This is a genomic window from Brevibacillus brevis (assembly GCF_001039275.2).
GTDB lineage: Bacteria > Bacillota > Bacilli > Brevibacillales > Brevibacillaceae > Brevibacillus > Brevibacillus brevis_C.
In genome coordinates this window covers 3,318,209-3,343,731 of the sequence record NZ_CP030117.1, presented here as the reverse complement: position 1 = coordinate 3,343,731, position 25,523 = coordinate 3,318,209, and the positions used below count along the sequence as shown (strand labels likewise).

At 45.6% G+C, this 25,523-nt stretch carries 20 protein-coding genes; all 20 read left to right on the top strand.

Annotated features, from left to right (window positions below; translation table 11 throughout):
* The first annotated feature begins 237 nt into the window (after positions 1–237).
* The 20 genes from AB432_RS16020 to AB432_RS15925 all read left to right on the top strand — a co-directional run bounded on the left by AB432_RS16020 (position 238) and on the right by AB432_RS15925 (position 25,516).
* A complete protein-coding gene (locus AB432_RS16020; protein WP_048033131.1) occupies positions 238–1,725 on the top strand; it encodes a 4-hydroxyphenylacetate 3-hydroxylase family protein in 1,488 nt (495 codons plus the stop codon).
* A gap of 28 nt (positions 1,726–1,753) precedes the next feature.
* Entirely contained in the window at positions 1,754–2,290 is a 537-nt protein-coding gene (locus tag AB432_RS16015) for a 3-hydroxyanthranilate 3,4-dioxygenase (RefSeq protein WP_048033130.1), read from the top strand.
* Complete coding sequence (locus tag AB432_RS16010; RefSeq protein WP_048035847.1) at positions 2,281–3,285, top strand: amidohydrolase family protein; 1,005 nt, start codon at positions 2,281–2,283, stop codon at positions 3,283–3,285. The genes AB432_RS16015 and AB432_RS16010 overlap by 10 nt, the downstream gene beginning before the upstream one ends.
* The gene (locus tag AB432_RS16005) at positions 3,282–3,743 is read left to right on the top strand and encodes a RidA family protein (RefSeq protein WP_048033129.1); all 462 of its coding nucleotides are present in this window, start codon (positions 3,282–3,284) and stop codon (positions 3,741–3,743) included. The genes AB432_RS16010 and AB432_RS16005 overlap by 4 nt, the downstream gene beginning before the upstream one ends.
* A 10-nt stretch (positions 3,744–3,753) precedes the next feature.
* Positions 3,754–5,220, top strand: coding sequence for an aldehyde dehydrogenase (locus AB432_RS16000; protein ID WP_048033128.1), 1,467 nt, complete (start codon positions 3,754–3,756; stop codon positions 5,218–5,220).
* A 32-nt stretch (positions 5,221–5,252) separates the two neighbouring features.
* Complete coding sequence (locus AB432_RS15995; protein ID WP_048033127.1) at positions 5,253–6,038, top strand: 2-keto-4-pentenoate hydratase; 786 nt, start codon at positions 5,253–5,255, stop codon at positions 6,036–6,038.
* Positions 6,039–6,060: 22 nt separating this feature from the next.
* Positions 6,061–6,948: an acetaldehyde dehydrogenase (acetylating) gene (locus AB432_RS15990; RefSeq protein ID WP_048033126.1), complete on the top strand. Its 888-nt coding sequence runs from the start codon at positions 6,061–6,063 to the stop codon at positions 6,946–6,948.
* Between the two features lie 25 nt (positions 6,949–6,973).
* Positions 6,974–8,011: a 4-hydroxy-2-oxovalerate aldolase gene (dmpG, locus tag AB432_RS15985; RefSeq protein WP_048033125.1), complete on the top strand. Its 1,038-nt coding sequence runs from the start codon at positions 6,974–6,976 to the stop codon at positions 8,009–8,011.
* A gap of 5 nt (positions 8,012–8,016) precedes the next feature.
* On the top strand, positions 8,017–8,805 hold the full coding sequence (locus AB432_RS15980; RefSeq protein WP_048033124.1) for a 2-keto-4-pentenoate hydratase: 789 nt from the start codon (positions 8,017–8,019) through the stop codon (positions 8,803–8,805).
* Positions 8,806–9,493: 688 nt separating this feature from the next.
* Positions 9,494–10,525 carry a Cfr family 23S rRNA (adenine(2503)-C(8))-methyltransferase gene (locus AB432_RS15975; protein WP_048033123.1) on the top strand — a complete coding sequence of 344 codons (1,032 nt, stop codon included), beginning with the start codon at positions 9,494–9,496 and terminating at the stop codon, positions 10,523–10,525.
* A 77-nt stretch (positions 10,526–10,602) separates the two neighbouring features.
* Complete coding sequence (locus tag AB432_RS15970; RefSeq protein ID WP_048033122.1) at positions 10,603–11,070, top strand: DinB family protein; 468 nt, start codon at positions 10,603–10,605, stop codon at positions 11,068–11,070.
* A 172-nt stretch (positions 11,071–11,242) separates the two neighbouring features.
* Entirely contained in the window at positions 11,243–11,797 is a 555-nt protein-coding gene (locus tag AB432_RS15965; protein WP_048033121.1) for a GNAT family N-acetyltransferase, read from the top strand.
* Positions 11,798–12,235: 438 nt separating this feature from the next.
* Positions 12,236–13,132, top strand: coding sequence for a proline dehydrogenase family protein (locus AB432_RS15960; RefSeq protein ID WP_082196047.1), 897 nt, complete (start codon positions 12,236–12,238; stop codon positions 13,130–13,132).
* Between the two features lie 136 nt (positions 13,133–13,268).
* Entirely contained in the window at positions 13,269–14,129 is an 861-nt protein-coding gene (locus AB432_RS15955; protein WP_048035846.1) for a helix-turn-helix domain-containing protein, read from the top strand.
* 700 nt (positions 14,130–14,829) lie between these two features.
* Positions 14,830–19,335, top strand: coding sequence for a non-ribosomal peptide synthetase (locus AB432_RS15950; protein ID WP_053079589.1), 4,506 nt, complete (start codon positions 14,830–14,832; stop codon positions 19,333–19,335).
* 32 nt (positions 19,336–19,367) lie between these two features.
* The gene (locus AB432_RS15945; protein ID WP_048033118.1) at positions 19,368–22,454 is read left to right on the top strand and encodes a cyclic peptide export ABC transporter; all 3,087 of its coding nucleotides are present in this window, start codon (positions 19,368–19,370) and stop codon (positions 22,452–22,454) included.
* Positions 22,455–22,564: 110 nt separating this feature from the next.
* Complete coding sequence (locus AB432_RS15940; RefSeq protein WP_048033117.1) at positions 22,565–23,446, top strand: 3-hydroxyacyl-CoA dehydrogenase family protein; 882 nt, start codon at positions 22,565–22,567, stop codon at positions 23,444–23,446.
* A 43-nt stretch (positions 23,447–23,489) separates the two neighbouring features.
* Entirely contained in the window at positions 23,490–24,524 is a 1,035-nt protein-coding gene (locus AB432_RS15935; protein ID WP_048033116.1) for an HAD-IIIC family phosphatase, read from the top strand.
* 38 nt (positions 24,525–24,562) lie between these two features.
* Positions 24,563–24,814, top strand: coding sequence for a phosphopantetheine-binding protein (locus AB432_RS15930; RefSeq protein ID WP_047069454.1), 252 nt, complete (start codon positions 24,563–24,565; stop codon positions 24,812–24,814).
* A 9-nt stretch (positions 24,815–24,823) separates the two neighbouring features.
* Positions 24,824–25,516 carry an SAM-dependent methyltransferase gene (locus tag AB432_RS15925; protein ID WP_048033115.1) on the top strand — a complete coding sequence of 231 codons (693 nt, stop codon included), beginning with the start codon at positions 24,824–24,826 and terminating at the stop codon, positions 25,514–25,516.
* The last annotated feature ends 7 nt before the right edge of the window (positions 25,517–25,523 follow it).

The following is a 25,523-nucleotide window of genomic DNA, read 5'->3' as shown; positions in this document are numbered from 1 at the left end:
ACTTGCCTCTTCCAATCCTCCACCCAAGATTGAGTCTTAATTTTCTGAACTTATCACTCTTGATTATATGAAATGAAAAAGCTCCTTACCCATATTTCTATGTGAAAATGACGTGCATTCGAAAGAAAAACAGAATGGATGTTAAGTGGGCTACATTTTTCGGAAAAGACTGACATTATAATGCGGTTTAAGAACATAAACGGCTCAACCACCAAAAATCTACAGGGAGGAATTGTAGTGGGAATCCGTACAGGTGACCAATACATTCAGGGCTTGAGATCACGGCAACCGGAGATTTGGCTGCAAGGCAGAAAGGTGACAAACGTATGCGAGGAAGCTGTTTTTCGACAGCCGATTCATGAAATAGCCAAACTGTATGACATGCAGCATGACGAGAAGTATCAGGAGAAGATTACCCATATTTGTCAGGAGACCGGCGAGCGTGTGAGCAACGCCTTTCTCGTTGCAAAGACCCCTGAGGAATTGCAGGCGAAACGAGACTTGTACGAAGCTTATGCGGAAGCCACTTTTGGCTTGATGGGAAGAACGCCGGATTTTCTCAATGTCGTCTTGACGTCGCTATACAGCAATGCATCTTTCTTGGAAAGGTACAATCCGCAATGGGCGGAAAACGCGAAAAATTATTACAAGTATGTTCGCGATCAAGACCTGTTTTTAACGCATGCGATTATCAATCCGCAAAATGACCGCAGTAAGTCCTCGCACGAACAAAACGATGTGTACACCCATTTGGGGGCAGTAAAGGAGACGCCGGAAGGGCTGATTGTCAAAGGAGCGAAAATGCTCGCAACACTGGCGCCGATCACGGATGAAGTCATCATTTATTCGTTTCCTGGGTTCAAGCCAGGAGATGAGCGTTACGCCTTGGCATTTGCCATTCCGATAAACACGCCGGGCTTACGCATCATTTGCAGAGAGCCCATGCAGGATGGAATTCGTTCCGTTTATGACCATCCTTTGGCATCGCGCTTCGAAGAAATGGATGCTCTTCTTGTCTTTCATGACGTACTCGTACCATGGGAGCGTTTATTCCTGTTCAACAATGTAGAAGCAGCCAACCTGCTTTATCCAAAGACAGGCATCGGACAGCAGCCGGCACACCAGTCAGGGGTGAGAGGACTGTTGAAGCTCCAATTTGCCACGGAGGTTGCCATGCGGCTGGCAGACTCCATCGGGGTAGACGTCTATCCGAATGTCCAAAACATTCTCGGGGAGCTAGCGCAATCGCTGGAATCGATCAGAGCGCTCTTGAGGACCGCTGAGCTGGAATACGAGACCTTGCCGTCGGGCGAGCTCATGCCGGGTTACGTCCAGCTCGAAACCATTCGCGGACTACTTCCGAAGCTGTACCCGCGGGCGATCGAAGTCATTCAAATTATTGGAGCAGGCGGATTGCTCATGTCCCCGACTGACAGTGATATGGAGCATCCCGAGTTGGCGGGGGATATGGAAAAGTTTTATGCCGGACGGGAGGGTATCTCCGGTACAGAGCGGGTACGTCTGTTTAAGCTCGCTTGGGACCTGTGTGGGGAAGCCTTCGGACAGCGTTTACTGCAATACGAACGGTACTATACTGGTGATCCGGTACGTAAATTAGCGATTTTTTACAACAATTATAAAAAGTCTCATGCATGCACGATGGTGGATGACGCGCTCAGCGTTTTTGCTGCCAAATTGTCATCGCAGACGGAGCAGATTCTTTAAGCAAGTAAAAACAAGGAGGGAATCGAGAATGCGTACATTGGCACCTATCCATTTGTGGAAGTTTATCGAGGATCACATCGATCAGCTCAAGCCACCGGTGAATAACAAGGTGATTTGGAAAGATGCAGAACTAATGGTCATGGTAGTGGGAGGACCGAATAAGCGACGGGATTTTCATATTGATCCATCCGAGGAAGTCTTTTACCAGCTCAAGGGTGATTGCTTCGTAGAAATCATGAATCAGGATGGGAAGCGTGAGATCATTACAGTCAGAGAAGGTGAAATGTTCCTGCTTCCAGCGAATGTCCCGCATTCCCCACACCGGATCGCGGATACGATCGGCCTCGTGATTGAGCGCAACAGAAATGAGGGAGAACTGGAGGACTTTGCCTGGTTCTGCGAAAACTGCGACCACGAAATGCATCGCGTACGGATTCAACTGACCAACATAGAGGTGCAGGTAAAAGAGGCGATCGAAGGATTCAACAGCAATCTGGAGCTGCGGACATGCCAAAAATGCGGTCACATCATGCCTCCGGAAGCGAGTGAGTGGAAATGCGAGTAGACTTCCATACCCACATTATTCCAGAGGATCTTCCCAACCTGGCTGAACGATTTCATGGCGAGCGCTGGCCAGTTCTGCACCGCACTTGCACATGCGGGGCAACTATCATGGTCGGGGGCAAAGTTTTTCGCGAAGTGACCGATCAGGTGTGGGAACCCGAAAAACGGATTCATGACATGCAGCAAGAAGGCGTGGATATGCAGGTGTTGTCGCCCATTCCGGTCACGTTTTCCTACTGGGCCCCGGCAGCCGAAGCGGAAGTGATGGCCCGGATTCAAAACGATTTTATCGCAGAGACGGTCAACCAGCATCCGAATCATTTCATCGGATTGGGTACAGTTCCATTGCAAGACACCGAGACAGCCATTCGGGAAATGGATCGCTGCATGCACGACCTCGGCCTGAGAGGAATCGAAATCGGTACCAATGTAAATGGCAACAATCTGGACGACCCGGAACTGATTCCTTTTTTTGATAGGTGTCAGGCATGGGATGTGCCACTCTTCGTCCATCCATGGGAGACGCTGGGCAGAGAACGGATGCCGCGGCACAACCTGATGTACACCGTCGGGATGCCAAGCGAGACAGCGCTTGCCGCAGCAAGTCTTATCTTGGGCGGCGTGATCGAGAAGTTTCCGCGCCTGAAAATCTGCTTTGCTCATGGCGGCGGCTCTTTTCCTTATATTTTACCCAGGCTAGACCAAGGCTGGAGGGTATGGCCGCATCTGCGTCTGACCGATCAACCGCCTAGTGTGTACGCGAAACAATTCTATTTTGATTCTTTGACGTACGACCCACTGAACATCCGATACATGATGAAGCGCTTTGGCGAAGATAAAATCATGATGGGATCAGATTATCCCTTCCTGCTTCGTGAAACACCTCCCGGAGAAGTCATCGATCATACCTTGGAGCTGACTGACGGACAGAAGCGGGCGTTGCTGGGTGAAAACGCGCTTCGCTTCCTGAACATAAAGGAGATGAACAGACCGTGAAGCATCAGACTGAAACGCCGGAACAACGTCTACAGGCTATGGGTCTATCCCTGCCCGAACCGAGACAGGCGGCTGGTAATTATGTCGGTTGTGTCCAAACAGGCAATCTTCTCTTTCTGGCAGGCCAAGGGACAAACGAATATCGAGGGAAGCTGGGACAGGATGTCACGATAGAGGAAGGCTACCTAGCTGCCAGGCAGTGTATGCTCAATCTTCTGTCTGTTGCCAAACAAGAGCTAGGGGAACTGGGTAGAGTCAAACGAGTGGTCAAAATACTCGGATTCGTTAACAGCGATCCAGCCTTTATAGATCAGCCTAAAGTCATGAATGGGGCATCCGATTTGTTGGTGGAGCTATTCGGAGAGAAAGGCAGGCATGGGCGGTCTGCTGTAGGAATGGCCCAGCTCCCGCTAAATAACGCCGTAGAAGTAGAGATGATCTTGGAAATCGAGAGTTAGGAGGATTCCCATGAGTCAGACTGCCAAGGAAAATCAGGAACGAAAAGCCGCCAAGCTTTTCATAGACGGAGATTACGTGGACGCTGTTTCCGGTGAAACCTTCGATACGATCAACCCCGCGACAAATCTCAAGCTGGCTTCTGTTGCCAATGCAAGTGAGCAGGATGTAAAAAGAGCGATCGACGTAGCGCAGCGTACGTTTGAGTCAGGCGTTTGGAGTGAGACGACCGTAGATGAGCGCGCCAAGATTCTCTGCAAAATGGCTGACCTGGTGATGGAGCGTGTGGACGAACTCGCTTTGGTGGAAACGCTCGATGTCGGCAAACCAATCAAAGAAAGCCGGGGCTTCGATATTCCGAGAGCGGCAGCAAATTTGCGCTTCTTTGCCGAAATGGCCAAATACTTGGTCCATGAGCATTATGAAATGCGCCATTTTATGTCCTACGCCAAATATGCTCCGGCAGGTGTGACCAGTCTGATCATTCCATGGAATTTGCCCTTCATGCAGATGACCTGGAAAGCATCAGCGGCTTTAGCGGCGGGAAATACCGTCGTTGTAAAGCCAGCCTCGTACACCCCTCTCTCGGCGGTGATGCTCGGAGAGATTGCCAATGAAGCAGGTCTGCCTCCTGGCGTGCTCAACATCATCACGGGTCCAGGTGGGACTGTCGGGACGGCGATGACGACGCATCCCCATGTACGCCGGATCTCTTTTGTGGGAGAATCTAACACCGGCAAGACCGTCATGCAGAATGCCGCTTCGCATCTGATTCCGGTATCGCTTGAATTGGGAGGCAAATCAGCCAATATTGTATTTGAAGATGCCGATCTTGATGAAGCGGTAAAAGGGTCGGTCGAGGCGATATTCCGCAATCAGGGCGAGATTTGTCTGGCAGGATCGCGTTTATTGGTGCAAGAAAGCGTATATGATCAGTTTCTGGACAAATTTGTGGCGGCTGTCCAAAGGATCAAGGTGGGAAATCCGCTGGAACCAGAGACCGATATGGGCGCGTTGGTGTCCCGCAGTCACTTGGAGACGGTGGTGGACTACATCCAGATCGGACTGGAAGAAGGAGCCAAGCTCGGTTGCGGCGGAAAACGGATCAGCGGGCTGGGTGACGGCAATTTCCTGGAGCCAACTGTTCTCTATGATGTAGACAACAAAATGAGGGTAGCCCAGGAGGAGATTTTCGGTCCAGTCGTCGTAATCATCCCTTTTCGTTCAGAAGAGGACGCTATTCGGATCGCCAATGATTCGGCTTACGGCTTGGCAGGAGTGGTTTGGACCAACAACCTTCGGCGCGCGCATCGCGTGGCTGATCGAGTGAAATCAGGTCTTTTATGGATCAATTGCTGGTATGTGCGTGACTTGCGAACTCCGTTTGGCGGTGCCAAGGATAGCGGGATTGGCCGCGAAGGAGGGCGTCACAGCTTCGAATTCTACTCCGAGATCAAGACAGTCACCATGAAATTATAGCGTGAAGGACTGCAAATCAGGGAGGGAGCCTTGTGGACATGGAAAAGATCACGCGATTTGCCGATCATTTAGCGGCGGCGAGTCGTGAAGGGGTGGGAGTAGCGCCACTCACTTTACTGGAACCGCAAATCAGCGAGATAGAGGCATACCACGTTCAATTGAAGACGATTGAGCGAAAAGTGAAAGAAGGCGCGAGGATTACAGGGAAAAAAATTGGCCTGACCTCTCGTGCCATGCAGACACTGCTTGGCGTGGAACAGCCAGACTATGGACATCTTTTGGACGACATGGTGGTTGAAAACAACGGAGAACTGCCTTTCGAGCATGTCCTTCAGCCAAAAGTTGAAGCAGAAATTGCCTTTCTGCTGAAGAGCGATCTGGAAGGGCCACATGTAACCATCTTTGACGTCTTGATGGCAACGGAATATGTAGTGCCTGCTTTGGAAATCGTGGACAGCCGTATAGCCAACTGGCAAATCAAACTAGAAGACACAATTGCGGACAATGCATCCTCGGGCTTCTATGTGCTGGGTGGACATCCTGTGAAACCGCAAGATCTGGATCTTCCTCTGGTAGGAATGGCGTTTTATAAAAATCAGGAGCTGGTCAATACCGGTGTTGGTGCAGCCGCATTGGGCAATCCCGCATTTTGTGTGGCGTGGTTAGCAAACAAGCTGTACGAGTTAGGAATGACACTCAAAGCAGGAGAAATCATCTTGTCCGGTGCGTTATCGGCAGCAGTTGAAGCTAAGCCTGGCGATGTATTTCACACACGGATTGCTGGACTTGGTTCAGTAGGAGTCAGGTTTGGCAAGTAAAAAATAGGAAAGGAGTGCATGTATGAAGAAAGTAAAAGTAGCAATACTGGGCTCGGGTAACATCGGGACAGACCTGATGACCAAGCTTGGAAGGTCGCCAGTTCTTGAACTGACGTCCATGATTGGAATCGATCCTGAATCGGATGGCCTGCGTAGAGCAAAGGCAGCTGGATACTACGTATTTGACGGCGGATTAGAACACTTTTTGGAAAGCGCTACGGAACTTGCGGATATCGTCTTTGACGCTACTTCAGCTCGTGCACATATTCGGCATGCCAAGGCGCTCAGGGAGGCAGGAAAGCTCGCCATCGATCTGACGCCTGCTGCTGTGGGTCCCTATGTTGTACCATCTGTGAATCTCGGTGCGCATTTGAATGAAAAGAACATCAATCTGATCACATGCGGCGGCCAGGCTACGATTCCGATTGTTCATGCGATAGGGAGTGTGAGTCCGGTCAGCTACGCAGAGATCGTGGCCACTATTTCCAGTAAAAGCGCGGGTCCCGGTACACGTTCCAACATCGACGAATTTACGGAGACGACCGCACATGGAATCGAAGCGATTGGCGGAGCGAAGAAAGGCAAGGCGATCATCATCCTGAATCCGGCGGAGCCACCGATCCTGATGAGAGATACGGTCTATGCAGTAGTGGAGGAGGGTGCGGACCGACAGACGATCGTGAAGGCTATCCACCAGACTATTGCCTATATTCAAGCATACGTTCCTGGTTACCGACTGCGCTCAGAACCAATCTTTGATGAAAACAAAATCACCATTTTTTTGGAGGTAGAAGGCGCGGGCGACTACCTCCCTACTTATTCTGGCAATCTGGATATCATGACGGCGACAGCGGTGAAGGTAGCAGAGGAATATGCCAAGTATACTGTCGGCATTGCCACGGGTATATAGCCACGAATGAAAGGAGGAACCGCATATGAGTCGTGATATTGTGATCACCGAGGTAGCGCTTCGAGATGGGAGCCATGCGATCAATCACCAGTTTACTGTAGAGCAAGTAGTCGAAGTGGCGCGCGCATTGGATGAAGCAAGCGTGCCGTATATTGAGGTCTCCCATGGAGATGGATTGGCCGGATCGTCCCTGCAGTATGGGCTATCCAGGACCCCTGAACTGGAGCTGATCGAGGCTGCCGTTTCCGTTTGTAAACAAGCAAAAGTGGGCGTGCTCTTGCTGCCGGGAATCGGCACGATCAAAGATTTGAAGACGGCTGCAGGGCTTGGGGTAGGGATGGCACGAATCGCCACACATGCGACCGAAGCGGATGTTTCCGCTCAGCATATGTATCAGGCTAAAGAGCTTGGCTTGAAAACAGTTGGCTTTTTGATGATGTCGCATACGGCTGCTCCGGGAAAACTGGCGGAGCAAGCTGGACTCATGCAAAGCTATGGAGCCGATGTCGTGTATATCGTCGATTCTGCTGGCGCTCTGCTACCTGATCAAGCAGGGGAACGAGTCCGGGCATTGAAGCAATGTCTGCATATTCCCGTTGGCTTCCATGCACACAATAATTTGTCTTTAGCTATGGCCAATACGCTCGTCGCCATTCAAGAGGGCGCCACCTGGATTGACGGCAGCGTGCGGTGCTTGGGTGCAGGTGCGGGCAATACACAAACCGAGGTTCTCCTTGCTGTATTGGATCGAATGGGCATTCAGACGGGCGTCGATCTGTACAAAATGATGGACCTGGCAGAGGAAATCGTGTCGCCGATTCTTCAAGTCCCACAGGAAATTACCAGAGACGCTCTGGTTCTCGGATACGCGGGGGTCTATTCCAGCTTCCGGCTTCATGCCGAGCGTGCAGCAACGAAATTCGGCATCGACTCCCGGGATATTTTGATCGAGTTGGGAAGACGAAAGGCCGTGGGGGGACAAGAAGACATGATCGTGGATGTCGCAGCAGAAATCGCCCAACTGAACAGCTATACCAATCTACCAATATCAGATAGGGGGTGATCAGCGTGCAATCGGAACTATTGTACAAAAGGCTGGCTCAGAAGCTGGTGGATGCGGAGTTGAACAGGGAGGAGATCGTAAAACTTACGGCTGAATACCCCCAGCTGACAGTGGAGGATGGATATCGTATTCAAAATGAGCTGGTCTCCCTCAAGCTTGAGCAGGGACATCGCATCTTTGCCTCTAAAATGGGTTTGACCAGTCAGGTAAAGATGAAACAGATGAATGTGCACGAACCGATTCGGGGCTACATTTTTGACTATATGAATATCGAGGATGGTATTTTGCCGATCAATGAATTGATTCATCCCAAGGTGGAAGCGGAAATCGCCTTTGTATTGAGTGAGGATTTGGAAGGACCCGGCATCACTGAGGCTCATGTCCTGGCATCCACTGACTATGTGGTTCCTGCACTGGAGATTATCGATAGCAGGTATGCGCAGTTCCAGTTTGCCTTGCCGGATGTTATTGCCGACAATACTTCGTCTTCCCGTGTGTTTATCGGATCGACGTGGAGAAAGCCTGATGAACTTGAACTCGATTTGGTAGGTGTGACTCTTTCGATCAATGGCGAGCTCAAAGACATGGGGGCTGGTGCAGCAGTTCTCGGTCATCCAGCCCACTCCGTCGCAATGCTGGCGAACATGCTTGCTCGCGAAGGACGCAAGCTGTACAAGGGAGATTTGATTTTGTCCGGGGGCATGACCAGTTCCCATCATCTACGCGAGGGGGATGTCGTATGCGCTAAATGGGGAAGCCTCGGAAGCATTGAGTTTGTGGTGAAAACGGGATAGGCAGTACGGCGAAACGCCGAGAAGATTGCAGGGAGTTATCCCGTATTTGCTCGGCTTCTTTTTTCGTCTGGATGGCTATATGATTTGTATACAACCGAGTGCTTCACAAAAGAGAAGGTATCAAGACCGCAATTGATACCGGACCTTATGCGATGTGTACACGATAGCTTTCAGCAGGTAGTTTCTAAGCTACTGGATGACCTGTTGTCATGTAGAAACCGGTATGTTAAAATCGTGCTGACACGTAACGATTGGAGTTGAAGAGGATAATGTAAGCATTCTTGCCACTTTTTTAATGAATAAAGCAGAATTTGTTTTATTCTTTATTGGCAAGATCGTTACCTTATTCTTTTCACTCAGAAAATATATCCTTTTTATACCCTTCATGGGTTGGATGTGCCGTATTTTTTGAGCTACAGGAAAGGTAACTTTCTTGTAGCTCTTTTTTATTCTGACAAAAGAATTTGGAGGATGAAAGCGATGGAGATTGAGGTTGTAGATGATTATGTGAACTGGTTCCAATTGTGTGAAGCGGTTCACAAAAAAACAAATCGGTTGCCGGAGATTTACCAATTTATCGACAGATGCACGTAGTAATCTGTCTGCAAACGTATGAGTTGAGTAATCACGTGTCATAGCGCCAATTGACGGTTGCTTTTTACGGTTTCTCCGGCAGTAAGGAGAAGACATGAAACTAACCTCGAAATATGAAACGATTCGGCGAATTTTGTCCGAATTCAAGCAGCCCGAGTATCGCTATGCTCAGATTATGGACGCAATTTTTAAGCAAAACATCGGCGAATACGGACGGATGACCATGCTACCAAAATTTTTGCGCGACGAGTTGAACCGGATACTTGGCCCGAACGTTTGCAGTATCGTTCCGGTAAAGGAACTCACGTCGAAACAGGTCAGCAAGGTGCTGTTTGCTATTCCGGGCGACGAACGCGTGGAGGCTGTACGACTTACTTATGAGCGGGGGTGGAAATCGTATTGTATTTCCACACAGTGCGGCTGCGGATTCGGGTGCAAATTTTGTGCTACCGGTACCATTGGCCTGAAACGAAATCTGACCGCCGACGAAATCACCGACCAATTGCTGTACTTTCGCTTGAACGGCCACACTTTGGACAGCATCTCATTCATGGGTATGGGGGAGGCGCTTGCCAACCCGCATATTTTTGATGCAATGACGATATTGACTGATCCGTATCTCTTTGGTTTAGGACATCGACGTATTACGATTTCCACTATCGGCCTGTTGCCGGGAATCGACAAGCTGACTCGGGAGTTTCCCCAGGTCAATTTAACCTTCTCGCTGCATTCGCCGTTCGACGATCAGCGAAGCGAGCTGATGCCGATCAACGACCGATTCCCAGTCGGCGACGTACTGATGGCATTGGATCGTCACATCCGGCAAACAGGAAGAAAGGTATATATTGCGTATATTCTACTTCGTGGAGTAAACGACTCGACGGCGCATGCCGAAGCAGTTGCCGAGTTGCTAAGGGGAAGGGGATCTTGGGAACATCTCTACCATGTTAACCTGATTCCATTCAATTCGACCGAAGTTACGCCAGACAGCTATCGACAATCTGATCCTACTCGGATTAGAGCGTTTGCTCGGATTTTGAAGTCCAAGGGTATAAGCATCACGGTCCGAACTCAATTCGGATCGGACATTAACGCGGCATGCGGCCAGCTATACCGTTCTGAATAAAGGGACTTGTTTTATTTCAAAGAATACTATGATCAATGGCTACCAGCCACACGAATTATGATTAAGGAGAGGATCGGATGGAAAAGTTGATCGAGGAGTACAGCCGAGACTATGAGCTGTTGCGAGAAGCCATTGAAGGATTGTCTGAGGAAGAGCTGCGTTTCCAACCTGCACCGACCAAATGGAGCATCCACCAGATTCTTATTCATGTAACAGATTCCGAGATCTTGGCGACACATCGTCTGAGAAAAGTCTTGGCGGAGGAAGAACCGCTTCTGCTATCTTTTGATCAGGAAGCCTGGTCGGATAACCTGGGATACGAACGCTTGGACCGCGAGCGGCATATGCTCCTGTTCCAAATGCTGCGGGTCAGCATGCTGCCGCTTCTGGAAAATCTGTCTCCCGAGCAGCTTGAGCGGATCGGGCAATATCCCGACGGAGTAAGGTACACGTTCAAAGAACTACTGGGATTACGCGTCCAGCATGTCCGTGCCCACCTCGCCCAGATTGAGCGGGTAAAGCAGGCATTATCGAAGGATAGTTAACGATTAAAAAGCTGTCGCACCTGTTAAATAATGATTGTACAATATCTAGAGAATCTTACATGCTAATAATACTTGGAGGTTATGAAAATGACGGAGCAATATGTATTCCGTTAAGTCCGCGGTCCCCCTTTCTATCTCTATTCTCATCTTATAATAATATAGGAGGATGAATATGGATATTTTCATTAGAGAACTGAGGGCTGGGGACGATGATTGTGGTACAAGCATAGATGGGAGCTTTATCGTAGACTCTACCCTTGTCTTGCAACTAATGGGACAGCGAATCGGCTATACGGTGAAGGAGATACCTCTTAGGAATAAAAGCTACGATGATGAACCGCTTGAAGAAGATACTGTTGAAGATTATTCGAACTATATCGGCAATCCCCATCAAATCATTTATTTAGCGCTCGTAAATAATCAAGTTGTGGGTCAGATTGTTTTGAAAAGAAATTGGAACAAATATGCCTGTGTGGAAGATATCAAAGTTGATAAGCGATATAGAGGATACGGTGTCGGTAAAAAACTAATCGAACAGGCTAAACGCTGGACGAAGGAGGCCGGTATGACGGGAGTCATGCTGGAGACACAAAGTAATAATGTCCGCGCATGTAAATTCTACGAAAGTTGTGGCTTTGTCATCGGAGGTTTCGATTCCTACGTCTACAAAGGTCTAGTTAAAGATAGTGAAGAGATAGCGATTTATTGGTATCTCATGCTTGATTAATAAAGTGTTTAACGGCAGAGTTACTTTGAGGTAACACAACACCGGTTTTACTTGCTGGCAAAGCATTGTCTTAGATTCTGTTCAAAATTTAATCAAATGGATTTCTGGGAGCTTGTCGTGCCGCGACAGCTCCTTTTGCATTTTTCGCCGATTGCCCCCGTTCAGCTAACATACATGACACTAAACAACTAGAAGTATTAACTTATCTGCAAATTAGTAGTAAGGCTTGTAGCAAATTGAGAGAGTCGGTCCCTGGCGAGTTTCCATAAAGGTATGAGTCATGCGAAAGTTAAGCCTATTTGAGCAACATCATACAAGAGACTCCCTAATTTTTTTCCTATAATAAATGCAACTTGAACGAAATGAGGGATAGTAGTGACCCTATCAATCGAAAAGCAATTTTCCGATTCCTTGAAATCGATTGCCCGAAATTTAAAGATGAAAGAGTACATTCAACAATCTTCGGAGCTGAATCCGATATTTCAGCGTGCAGCTAAGCGATTTGTAACAGGTGATTTAAGAGAAGATGGGGTATCAGTTGGTAATCAACTAATACAGAAGGGATACCGTATTTCTCTGGAATTCATCGGAGAAAACACAATAAACAAAGAGGAATGCTTACAGGCCAAAGAGGAATTTATAGCATTGATGAAAGAATGTGGAGATCGTAGACTAAGTGCTCGGATTTCTTTTGATTTATCTCATATTGGTTTATCGATTGAGCCTGGGCTTGCCTATCAAAACTTGATGGAAATGGCGAAAGAAGCGCAATCCCGTGGCCTTTCTCTAATGATTAGTATGGAGGAATCAGCTAAAACAGATCAGATCCTTACCATATATAAAAAAGTCGCTGTGGATTATTCCAACGTAGGGATTACGCTGCAAGCACAATTGCATCGAACATTTGAAGATATTAATGAATTAATTCATTATCCTGGGGCAATTAGGATTGTGAAAGGAGCATATCAAGAGCCGTCAAATATTTGTACTCCTCGTTCTGAAAAGCTGGATCAACGTTATCTTGAATTGGTGGAGATATGTGTGAAAGCCGGTCACCAAGTATCCATTGCTTCTCATGATAATGCTATATATGAACAAGTCATCGAGCGTGGTTTTTTGCGAAATCCGTATGCGGAAGCGGAAATGCTTTATGGCATTCGCCCCGAATTTTGCAAAAAACTTAAAGATGAAGGACTGCCTGTTCGGGTTTATCTTACCTATGGTGTAGAGTGGTACTTATACCTTTGTCATAGAATAGCTGAGTACCCGCCAAACATTTATACTGCCATTACGGATATGATTTATGGAAAGGGAGACTTTTCCCAACTTTATTGAAACGATACTTTTCTGTAAACAATCTCACCCACACTTTGCAAATATGGGTGGAGAATTTCAAGTTTGTCTCCCGTTTGAATGAAGAGAACGAGTAGAAATGTTTTATGAAATGGAAGAAGATAAGGAGGGGGACCGAATGGCTAAAGAGGTTCGAACGGTCTGTTTTGATAAAAAATTAAAAATGGAGGCATACTGCTTTAAAGGAGTTATGCAGAAATTCCCAAATCATTTTCATGATTATTACGTTTTGGGCTTTATCGAAAAGGGGAAACGTTTTCTATTATGCAAAAATCAGGAATATATCATAAACGCCGGCGATGTAATCATTTTTAACCCACGTGATGCTCATACTTGTGAACAAGTAGACGGGAAAACGCTGGACTATCGAAGTCTTAACATTCCTGAAAGTATTATGCGACAAGCCGTTCGGGAAATCACAGGAAGGGAATATCTGCCCCGCTTCACACAAACAGTTCTTTATCGCAGCGAACTCGCAACATCCCTGCGGGAGCTTCATCTGATGATTTCCGAGGGAGACATTGACTTTAAGAAGGAGGAGCTGTTTCTGTTTCTCATCGAGCAGCTCATACAAGAATATTCCGATGATGTACCCGAACAGTGCATACAAGAGCCTGCCTCTGAAATGAGAATGATCTGTGATTACTTGGAATCCAATTACGCAAATACAATTACGCTTGACCAGTTGAGCGATTTAACGAAAGTAAGCAAATATCATCTGCTGCGTTCTTTTACCAAACAAAAAGGTATCTCCCCATATAGTTATCTGGAAACAATTCGGATCGGAAATGCCAAAAAATTGTTAGAACAAGGGATTCCGCCGATGGAGGTCGCTTTTCAAACTGGTTTTAGCGACCAAAGTCACTTTTCTCATTTTTTCAAAAAACTGATCGGTTTAACACCTAAGCAATACATGAAGATATTTGAACCCATAACAGAATCGCATTTGCCGGATGGCAGGAAGAGTAATAATGGATAATGGAGACTCTGGCTAATCTGAAAAGGCTATCAAGTCTTCCTTGACATACATCGTATTAATAGGAAAACCTACTACATTAAGAAACTTATTTAGCTCGATAATGTTTATTATCGGGTTCTCATTATTTTTCTTTGGTTCCGTCATTCTATAAAAAAGGGTGGGGAGTGGATAATGAGCTGAGTTAGAATCGGCATTGCGCCAGTCCTTGCAATAACTTCAGTTATGCTTTGACCGTCAGGGTTTGGGAAAGTGATAAAGCCAACTTTTTATAGGATATCAACTGCATGGCAAACAACCGAGTCAACAGGAATACCTAGATAAAGAGTAACCAATCACAAGAGATCGATTCTCAAAGAATGGAATCATGTAGAAACTGCCAGCAGCATTGGAATTTATATAGAAATGTGGAAAAAGCTTGAAAAAAGTTGCCTGACCCATTAAAATGTCGTTAAAAGAAACACGGACACTTACTCGCAAAATGAGAACATAGGATGAAATGAGAGATTTATTCGTGCAGATAAGCCCTATTTCAATCTAAAAATCATAGCAACCTGAGTGAATCTATTGAAGCTTAGGCACATTAGAGGAATGAAGGGGTCATACGGGAAAGTGAGCGCGAGTGTATTATCTGGATAATACACGAAGTGGCGAAGCTTTGCCGTTTTTTTGCTGAATCGAAAACCAAAAAGGTTTTCACGAGATGGAGGAATTGCTATACATGGATTCATTATGTTTTTACCAGTTAACCCATCCCCAGAAGAGAATTTGGTTGATCGAGCAGATTTACCCCCAAACACCCTTGCATAATATTGGTGGAACCGTAAAAATAAAAGGGCCTATTCAATTTTCACTACTTGAAAAGGCTATACACCTCTTCATTCGAAGGCATGAAGGATTGCGTTTAAGATTTGTTAACCAAATGGGGGAGATCCAGCAATTTGTGAGTCATATTGAGGATATCCCATACGATTTTAAAGATTTCACTGTGTACAATGAGCCGCATAAGGAATTTGAGAATTGGGTGAAAACAGAAGCGAGAAAGCCATTCGTCATCGAAAACGAAAGGCTTTTTTATTTTGCCATGTTTCGAATTTCAGACAGTGAGAATGGATATTTGGCCAAGTTTCACCATATAATCGCAGATGGATGGTCGATCAATATTATGACCGATCATATTCGAGAAATCTATAGCAAACTTTTGCGCGAAGAGGAAGTAGGAGAGCATCAAGCTCCTACTTACTTGACGTACATCAACCACGAGCGAGATTATCTTTCGTCGGATCGGTACCGGAAAAACAAAGTATTTTGGAATGAGAAGTTTCGAGTCCTACCTGATTCGTTTTTGGAAAAAAGCTCTGACGACTTAGCGGGAAACCGCATCACATATGAATGGAACCCTAATCTTTCTGCTCAAATCAAAGCGTGGGCCAAAGCCAATAAGTGGTCATTGAATACAGTTTTGGTAGGCTTGTATTTACTGTATGTTCACAAGATGACTGGTCAAGACGATCTCGTGATAGGCACACCTGTACTCAATCGATCTGGTAAACAGCAAAAGAGCATGTTTGGCATGTTTACCAGTACGATGCCTTTTCGTTTTACGATTGAGCCTGGCTGGTCAGTTACGGAAATGATGGATGAGGTTAGCAGCGACCTGCAGGATTGTTTTTTTCATCAACGCTATCCGTATGACCTGTTGATCCAGGACATGGAGCTGAAGAAGAAGGGTTACAACCAATTGTTTGATGTATGTGTCAATTATTACAACACGACACTCGATACCGAATGGGAAGGCCATCCTGTCGAGAATGTTGAGTTCTACAGCGGGTCCCAGATTTATTCCATGCAGATGGTGATAAAGGAATGGTCGGATTCAGGCAGCATCAGCATTAGCTTTGACTACAAAATGAACGATTACACCGAAGAGCAAATCCATGTTCTGTTCGTTCGTCTGACTTCGCTGATCAAAAAAATGGTGTCCAATCCCAATGAAGAAATCAGGCAGCTTACGGTTTTCTACGAGGATGAGTATAAAAAACTAGTAGAAGACTATAACGATACCGCTGCACCTTATCCGAGGGACAAAACAATTTACCAGCTGTTTGAAGAACAAGTGGAAAAATCACCAGACAAGATCGCGATTCAATATGGCAAAGAGTGGCTGACTTATCGGCAACTGAACGAGAAGGCCAATCAGCTAGCCAGATATTTGAGGGAACAAGGGATCGGTCCAGAAACAATTGTGGGCATGCTGACCACACATTCTATGGAAACCATGATTGGGATTATCGGCATTGGAAAAGCCGGCGGAGCCTTCATGCCAATTGATCCAGATAATCCAACTGAGCGGATACGGTATATTTTGCAAAACTCCTGCACAAAAATCTTGCTGACGAATGTGGTTGTCATGGACGAGTTTGGTTTCGACGGACAGATTATCAGCCTAACGGACGTCAACTACGATCATTATCCATCATCCAATATGCTAGTAGAGAGTAAGCCTACAGAGTTGGCATACATGATCTATACATCTGGTTCTACCGGAAGGCCGAAGGGAACGATGGTCGAGCACCGCGGGCTTGTCAACTATATATACTGGGCGAAGAAAATGTACGTTAAACACGAGGACGAGATGTTCGCGCTCTACTCCTCTTTGGCATTCGACCTGACAATTACCTCTGTTTTTACTCCATTGATCTGTGGAGGAACAGTTCTGATTTATAGCCAAACAGAAGATGAGTATGTGCTGTTCCGCATTTTAAAAGAAAACAAAGCGTCGATCATCAAGCTCACGCCTTCTCATTTATCCTTGGTGCTGGATCGGGACAACAGGAATAGCTCCGTGAAAAGATTTATTGTTGGCGGCGAAAATCTGAAGGTTAGCCTTGCCAAAAGCGTATATGACAGCTTTGGTGGCAATATAGAGATCTTGAATGAATATGGGCCAACCGAGACGGTGGTTGGGTGTATGATTCACTCTTATGATGTTGAGAGAGACACGAGAGTATCGGTACCAATTGGCAAACCTGCCGATAATGTCCGCATTTACGTATTGGACAAAAACATGGACCCTGTTCCGACATACGCTGTGGGTGAAATCTATATTTCAGGAGATGGAGTGGCTAGAGGGTACCATCACAATCCTGAACTTACCAAGGAGAAATTCTTGGACGATCCATTCGTAATCGGCAAGCGGATGTATAAGACAGGAGACCTCGGAAGATTATTACCGAATGGAAAGCTGGAGTACTTGGGGAGGGACGACCAGCAAATCAAGATCAGGGGACATCGGGTTGAGCTAGGAGAAATAGAAAACCAGTTGATCCAGCACCCGCAGGTAAAAGACGCTGTTGTCTTGGATCGGGAGGACAAGAAGAAGAATGTTATCCTATGTGCCTATTACGTTGCAAAAGGTAATATCTCCCCTGATGACTTGAAGCAGCATCTTGGACAACAATTGCCCAATTACCTTATTCCACAGCATTTTATAGAAGTAGAAGAAATCCCGCTAACAGCAAATGGAAAGGTCGACACGCGTTTATTGGCAGAAATGGAACTGCCATTGGCGGAAAATACGGAATATACGACTTATTCAACCGAAAAAGAAAAGCAGTTTATCCAGACAGTAGAAGAAGTTCTAGGAGTTGAAAAGATAGGAAGGAAGCACAACTTCTATCATTTGGGCGGGGACTCTATCAAGGCCATTCAGATAGCGTCGAAACTGAATGCCAAAGGCTACCGGATAAAAGTAAAAGAGATGCTGTCAACCCCCATTCTGGAAGAGATGGCGTTGCTCGTTGACGAGGTTCCGCTGGTTGTTATTGATCAGGGATTAGTCGAGGGAAGTATATTACCTGCGCCAATCGTATCGTGGTTTTTTTCCCAAGAATTCCCCAAGCCACATCATTATCATCAGTGTGTCTTGGTGGAAATCAATCAGGGTATTACGGTTGAGATCCTAGAAAGAACACTCTTCAAGCTAATCGAACATCATGACGGCTTGCGAATAAACGCCAAGGCGAACCATGGCGAGTTGTTTTACAATAATAACCACCTCCTTAGTCTGCCGACGATTAAAGAGCTCGATTTCACAGGCTTATCTCATTCCGAGCAGTCAGACAAGCTGATGGAAGTAGCCTACGAACTCGCTGATAGCGCGGATATCTTCCAGGATATTTTGTTAAAAGCATGTGTAATCGATGTTGGAAGCTCGCGGAATATGCTGCTTGTGGCCCATCACTTGGTGGTAGACGGGGTATCCTGGCGAATCATTGTAGAAGATTTGAACACGTTACTAAAACAAATCAGTCTTGGTCAAGATCCGTTGCTCCCTCCAAAGACGCATTCCTATCAAAAATGGACGGAGTTCCTTGAGAGCTATTGGAGAGAAGAGGGAGAAAAGGAATCTGGGTATTGGCAAGCTATACTGCAAAAGTTCACTCCTTTTCCTGTTGACCATGATCTGGGTGTAGATAGTATAGCGAGCAGTTGTACGCTCTCAGCCGAGATCGGTAAGCAGGAAACGCTTTCCCTCTTGTCGGAAGCCAATGTTACCTACAATACAGAGCCTATCGATTTGTTGCTTACGTCTTTGCTGGTGACCATCAAAGAATGTACGGGAAGTACGGATATCCTGATTGAGACGGAAGGGCATGGGCGAGAGCATATAGAGGACAAGTTGGACATTACCAGGACGGTCGGATGGTTTACCAGTCTCTATCCATTGGGCATCTCCTTAACCGATGGTAGTCTGTCCCAACAAATCAAGCATGTCAAAGAGGAACGGAGAAAGGTACCAAATAACGGAATCGGTTACGGAATATCGCGCTACCTTGCGAAGTCTATCCCTTATCATGCACCCAAGACGATTAGGTTTAATTATCTGGGGGAGTTTACGCAAGAGTTTGAGGGTGGATATGTAAAATTGTTGGGGGGTTCTGTCCAGCAAAGCACAAGTCAAGACAATCCGCTGACTTGTTTAATCGATGTGAATTGCTTTATTTTGGATAGCCGTTTGCAAATACGGCTGACCTTTAGCCGGAATAAATATAAGGATAGCAGCATGCAACAATTTTTGGCTCATTTTAAAAAGCAGCTTGGCGAGATCATCCTGTACTGCAGCCAGAAAGAGTCGAAAGAGTTTACTCCTTCCGATTTTGAAACGGTAGAAATTTCCCAGGAAGAGTTAGACAATCTCTTCATTTGAGGGTGGAAAATTTGTGATGAGAGGTTAATTTTATGAGAAAAGGGATCTCGGCATGGCTTATTTTGCTTCTGCTCACCATGATTTTCCCCCTGCAGCTACAGGCAGAAACGGCAGTAGAAGGTAGTTTGAGTAAAGAAGAAATCGCATCAATCGAATCGTGGATTGACCAAAAAATGCAGGATGGCAAGATCCCGGGAGCCTCCGTTGTCATTGTAAAAGGGGAACAAACCGTCTACAACCGAGGGTTTGGTTATGCGGATATGGCAGCAAAGAGCCCGGTGACCACACAAACTTTATTCGAGCTTGGGTCCACCACCAAGGCGTTTACGGGTCTGGCGATATTGTCGCTGGAGGAACAAGGATTACTCAATCTGAAAGATCCTGTGCAAAAGTACCTCCCTTGGTTTCAGGTGAAGGATGCAGAAGGACATACGCCAGAAATCACATTGGAGCAACTGCTCCATCATACAAGCGGAATTCCTTTTCATACGATTGGTGAAATTCCAGTCGGCGAAGAGTCTGACGCGCTGGAGCGAACCGTCCGCAAAGTGGTAGGGCAGACATTGGACTTTTCCCCCGGAGAAAGATTTCTTTATGCTTCCATGAACTACGATGTACTAGGTTTGGTCATTGAAAAGGTAACGGGTGAGCCTTTTGAACAGTATGTGAAAGACAACGTGTTGACGCCGATTGGACTTACTCATTCGTATTTGTTCCGAAATGAAGCCGAGCGGCATGAGATGGCAAAAGGGTATAAAATCGGTTTTTTGGGGGCGAGAGAATACCAGGCTCCTGTGTATCGCGGCAATACGCCAGCCGGATATATCATTTCCAATAGCGAGGACATGGCAATCTGGCTCAAAAGTCAGCTAGGCTCGATTACAAATAATAATGTGAGCAGCGGGTTGATTAATCGGTCCCATCAGCCGGATCGATCCGTTTTGCCGAATATAGATAGTTCCTCGTATGCGGCGGGTTGGTTCGTCTACCAAAAAGGCAGTGGCGAACTCTCTCATGGCGGAAGCAATCCGAATTACTCTTCCTCAGTAGTAATACGTCCGGGAGAGAAACTCGGAGTAGCGGTATTAACGAATATCAACTCTGCCCATACGCAGGCAATGGGCCAAGGAATCATGGAAATCCTGCGTCAAAAGAAACCACCGGAAAATGTTTCCGATCTCTACAGCAGTGTGGATAATGTGTCGGTTGCCATCCTGTGCATAGCGATACCGTTGATCCTGCTTACTGCATGGTTTGCCATTGTTGCGCTTGGCGAAATCGCCCGAAAAAAGAGGATGCGATCCGGGGGATTCGGGAAAAATGCGTATCGATTTGTGCTGTTGCTTCTGTGTCTGGGGCTGTCCGGGTATTGCTTTTATCAAATTCCTTCGGTTTTATTTGACGGGGTCTCATGGGACTTCGTCGATGTTTGGGCACCTTCAAGTTTTGTCATCGCCATTCAAAGCTTATTTGTCGGGATTGTTTTGTTTGCGTTCTATTACTTCATAACGGTGGTCTTTCCAAAATCGCATGATCGTACCTTTTTTCCCATTATCGTCCTTAGTACGGTGAGTGGATTGGGCAATGCCTTGATAATTTTTATCATTAACGAGGCGCTTAACCATACTGACCGGTTTCAGGGCGGATTGCTATCCTTTTTTGTGATGGGAATCGTCATCTATGTTTTTGGACAAAGATTGGTACGGGCTAAACTGATTACGATTACAAATGAGATGGTTTTCCAAAAGAGAACGGAGTTGATTGATAAAATACTGAAATCTCCGTATCAAAATATTGAAACCATTGAAAAAGAACGAATTTATTCCGTGTTGAACAACGATACAGAAACGATCAGCGGTGTGTCCAACATCCTGATTTTCGGGGTCACCAGTTTGGTTACGTTGCTGTGCTGTTTCATCTATTTAGGGATGGTCAATATTTACGGATTGCTGATTTCCATTTTCGTTATTATGGTCGCTGCCGGCCTTTATTTTATGGCAGGAAGGTACGCCAATCGCGTCTGGGAAGAAACCAGGGATATTCAAAACACGTTTTTCAAGTTCATTAATCACATGATTGGCGGTTTCAAGGAGCTTAGCATCCACAAAGGTAAAAAAGGACAATTTCAGGAGGAGCTGCAGGAAAGCTGTGACACGTACCGGACTAAACGGATTCAGGGAGATTTGAGCTTTGCCAATGTATTTGTTATGGGCGAACTTCTGTTTACCTTTGTGATCGGGGTCGTTGCGTTTGTTTTTCCTGTCGTCTTTGATGACATTGCAAACAGTTCCTTAAGAGCGTATATCTTTGTGTTTTTGTATATGACAAGTCCTGTTCACGGCGTTTTGGACGCGATCCCTAATTTTATTCGGGTCAGGATTAGCTGGAACCGATTAAACGAATTGTCGAGGCAGTTGGAAACAGGTGAGACAAAACAATCAGAGCGAGTCAAAGAGGCATCGCCTGCAAGCGAGATCATTCACTTAGAGGTCAAAGATGTTGAATATCATTATAAAAACCAAGAGGGAGAACAGTTTACAGTCGGGCCCGTTAATCTGAGCTTCCATTCCGGGCAAGTCACCTTCATTACAGGAGGAAACGGGAGCGGAAAATCGACTCTGGGTAAACTGTTAGTAGGGTTGTACAAACCTGACCAAGGCGAAATTTTACTGAATGGTCAGCAGCTTGAAGAGTTAAGTCAAAATTTTGCGGCCATCTTCAGCGATTTTCACCTCTTTGAAAAGATGTATGGCATCGACGTGAAAATGAAAGAACAAGAAATTCAAGAATATTTGCTGAAATTAGGCATGAACCATAAGTTGCAAATCCAACATGGAGGATTCAGTACCGTCAATCTGTCCACGGGACAAAGAAAAAGATTGGCCTTGCTTATCAGTTGTATGGAGGATCGACCTATCTATTTCTTTGACGAATGGGCTGCCGATCAGGACCCTGAGTTCAGAGAATATTTCTACTATAACCTCATCCCTGAGATGAAACAAAAAGGAAAATGCGTCATTGCCATTACGCATGACGACAGGTATTTCCATGTAGCCGATCAACTTTTAAAAATGGAAGTTGGTCAAGTTACCCACGAACAGTTGAAACAACATGCGTAACAGAACAGAGGATCTCCTAATCTGAAAAGGGAGAGGAGAGATAGAAAAAAGCCATAGGATAGAATGATTTCGTTAAGCCCTCCACTACAAAAAAAGGATGATTGTTGAAGATGAAAACATTCGAATCGATTGGGATTATCGGAGCAGGAATTATGGGATCGGATTTGACCTTGGACCTGGCGAGTCATGGATACCGTGTCATTTTGAAGGACCTGCATCCCGACATTTTGGAAAAAGCAAAACAGAAGATGAGAGAAGATTTTAAGCTTGTAAAGCTGATGAAAAAAGAGATTCCAGTAAAAGACATTGAGCAAGTGCTTTCCAATGTTGTGTTTACTACATCTTACGACGATTTTTATACCGTTCCCTTCGTGATTGAAAACATCACGGAAAATTGGGAGGCAAAAAAGCAGGTCTACCTAGAATTGAAAGAATTTTGCCCTCAAGACACGATATATGGAGTCAACACAAGCTGCATCTCCATCACCAAGGTTGGCTCACTACTTCCCAAGCCGGAAAATGTTATCGGGATGCACTTCATGAATCCTGTGCCACTTAAGCAGATGGTAGAGATCATCAAAGGCTACTATACCTCCGAACAAACCATCCAAACAATCAAAAACTTTCTGGAGTCGATCGACAAAAAGCCTGTGCTGGTCAATGATTCGCCGGGTTTTGTGACGAACCGCGTGCTGATGCTGATGATCAATGAATGTATTTGGGCAATTCACGATCAAGTGGCGACGCCTCAGGACCTCGACAAAATATTCCGATTAGGATTTAGCCATAAAATGGGACCGTTAGCGACTGCTGATTTGATCGGATTGGACACTATTTTACACTCGATTGAAGTTTTGTATGAGAGCTTTAACGATCCTAAATATCGTCCATGCCCGCTGTTAGTCAAAATGGTAGATGCTGGATTACTCGGAAAGAAAAGCGGAAAAGGGTTCTTTGATTACACGGCTGCATTGGCACAAACTACCAGGTAGTTTTAAGCGGATCAAATCAAAATTCGAGTAAAGGAACATGCAGATGGATATTAAAAACGGGGTTAAATGTGTAGTCTGGGATTTAGACAATACGATTTGGAATGGCGTTTTATCGGAAGGGGACGATGTAGCCTTAAACCCTCGGATCAAAGAAATATTGGAACAACTTGATCAGAGGGGCATTTTGCAATCGATTGCGAGTAAAAACAATTACGATGACGCGATGCGCAAGCTGAAAGAGTTTGAGATTGACCGCTATTTTCTTTACCCGCAAATTCATTGGGAGCCCAAGTCAAAATCCGTAGGGATTATCCAGCAGTCGATTAATATTGGAATGGATACCCTTTTGTTTATCGATGATCAGCCCTTTGAACTGGATGAAGTGAAAAGCGTACATGAATCTATCAATTGTGTCCACGTCGACCGATATACAGAGTTGTTGTCCCACCCTTCGTTGATTCCAGCTTTCATTACAGAAGATTCGAAAAAAAGGCGGGAAATGTATCTACAAGACATTCAGCGCAAGCAGGAGGAGGAATCCTTCACAGGGACAAACGAAGAATTTTTAAAAACGTTAGACATGAAGTTTATCATCAGCGAGGCGCAGGAAGATTGCTTGAAACGCGCAGAAGAGCTAACGGTTCGCACCAATCAATTGAACTCGACGGGACGGATTTACAGCTACGATGAACTCAATTATTTCCGAAATTCACCCGACCACAAATTATATGTCTGTGAGCTCACAGATAAATACGGGTCATACGGGAAAATAGGAATCGCATTGGTTGAAATAACCGAAACTCATTGGCATATCAAATTGCTTATTATGTCGTGCAGAGTGATTTCCAGAGGTGTTGGTACCGTATTGCTAACCCATATCATGCAGCAGGCACAGCTAGCCAACAAGAGACTGCTAGCTGACTTTAAAAATACGGAGAGAAACAAGATGATGTATGTATCCTATCGTTTTTCCAATTTCAAGGAAGTCTCCAAAGAAGAAGACGGCTTTGTCATTTTGGAAAACGATTTGACCCAGATACAAAAATTTCCCCCTTACATCAATGTTCTCGTTCAGTAATCACAATGAAAACCCCAAAAAAAGGAGCGTTTACACTTATGCAACTTCATGAACAAATTCGTGAGTTTATTCTGGCTAATCTGGTTGTATTCGATGATGATGTTGATTTCACGAATGACGACAATATTTTTGAGCTAGGCTTCGTCAATTCATTGTTTGCCATGAAACTCGTCACTTTCATTGAGAGCGAGTTTCGCTTGACCATCGAAAGCGACGAAATGGAAATTTCGAATTTCAATACCATTAACAATATCGTGAACTTTATCCAGTCAAAATCGGTTTATAAATGAGTGAAGAAAATGATTTATACGACGAAAAATACAAGTGCAGATTTTGATTGGACCGAGTATTTTACCAGGTTACACAACGGGGAGATCCCAAGTCTCGATACGCATATCTATTTTCAAAACATCCGTCATTTGTTAAGTGAAAATGCTCACTTATTAGGATTGGTGCTCGGTGACGTGCTGCGAAAGCTTTTAAGAGGCGTTCAGATCAAGACTGAGCCAAGAATGCTTGAGCTTGGTGCGGGTACCGGATTTTTGACGCGTCTTTTGCTTACCATGTACCAAGGGAGCGGGGTTTTGGTAGATAATTGCCAAACCTCCTTCAACGCCTATAACAAGATAGCGGATAAACATGCCGATCATATTACTTATATACTCCAAGATCTGTTTACGTTAGAGCTGGAAGAAACGTTTGATGTTGTTTGCAGTTTTGGCTTGATTGAACATTTTAAAGAGAAGAACGAAATCTTGTCCGTACATAAACAATTTTGTAAAGAAGATGGACATATGATTTTGGTCGTTCCCATGGATAGCTTTTTGACTCGGGCCTATTACGAGGTTCACCCTGAAATCAACTTGGGATACAGAGAGCTATTGACCAAGAAGACTGCACTGGAGCAGCTCAGAGCCAGTGGTTTGGAGCCGATTCGCGCAGAAGTCAGTCAGGGCTATGTCTACGATTTTTTGGCGATTTTATGTAAATGATAGAAGG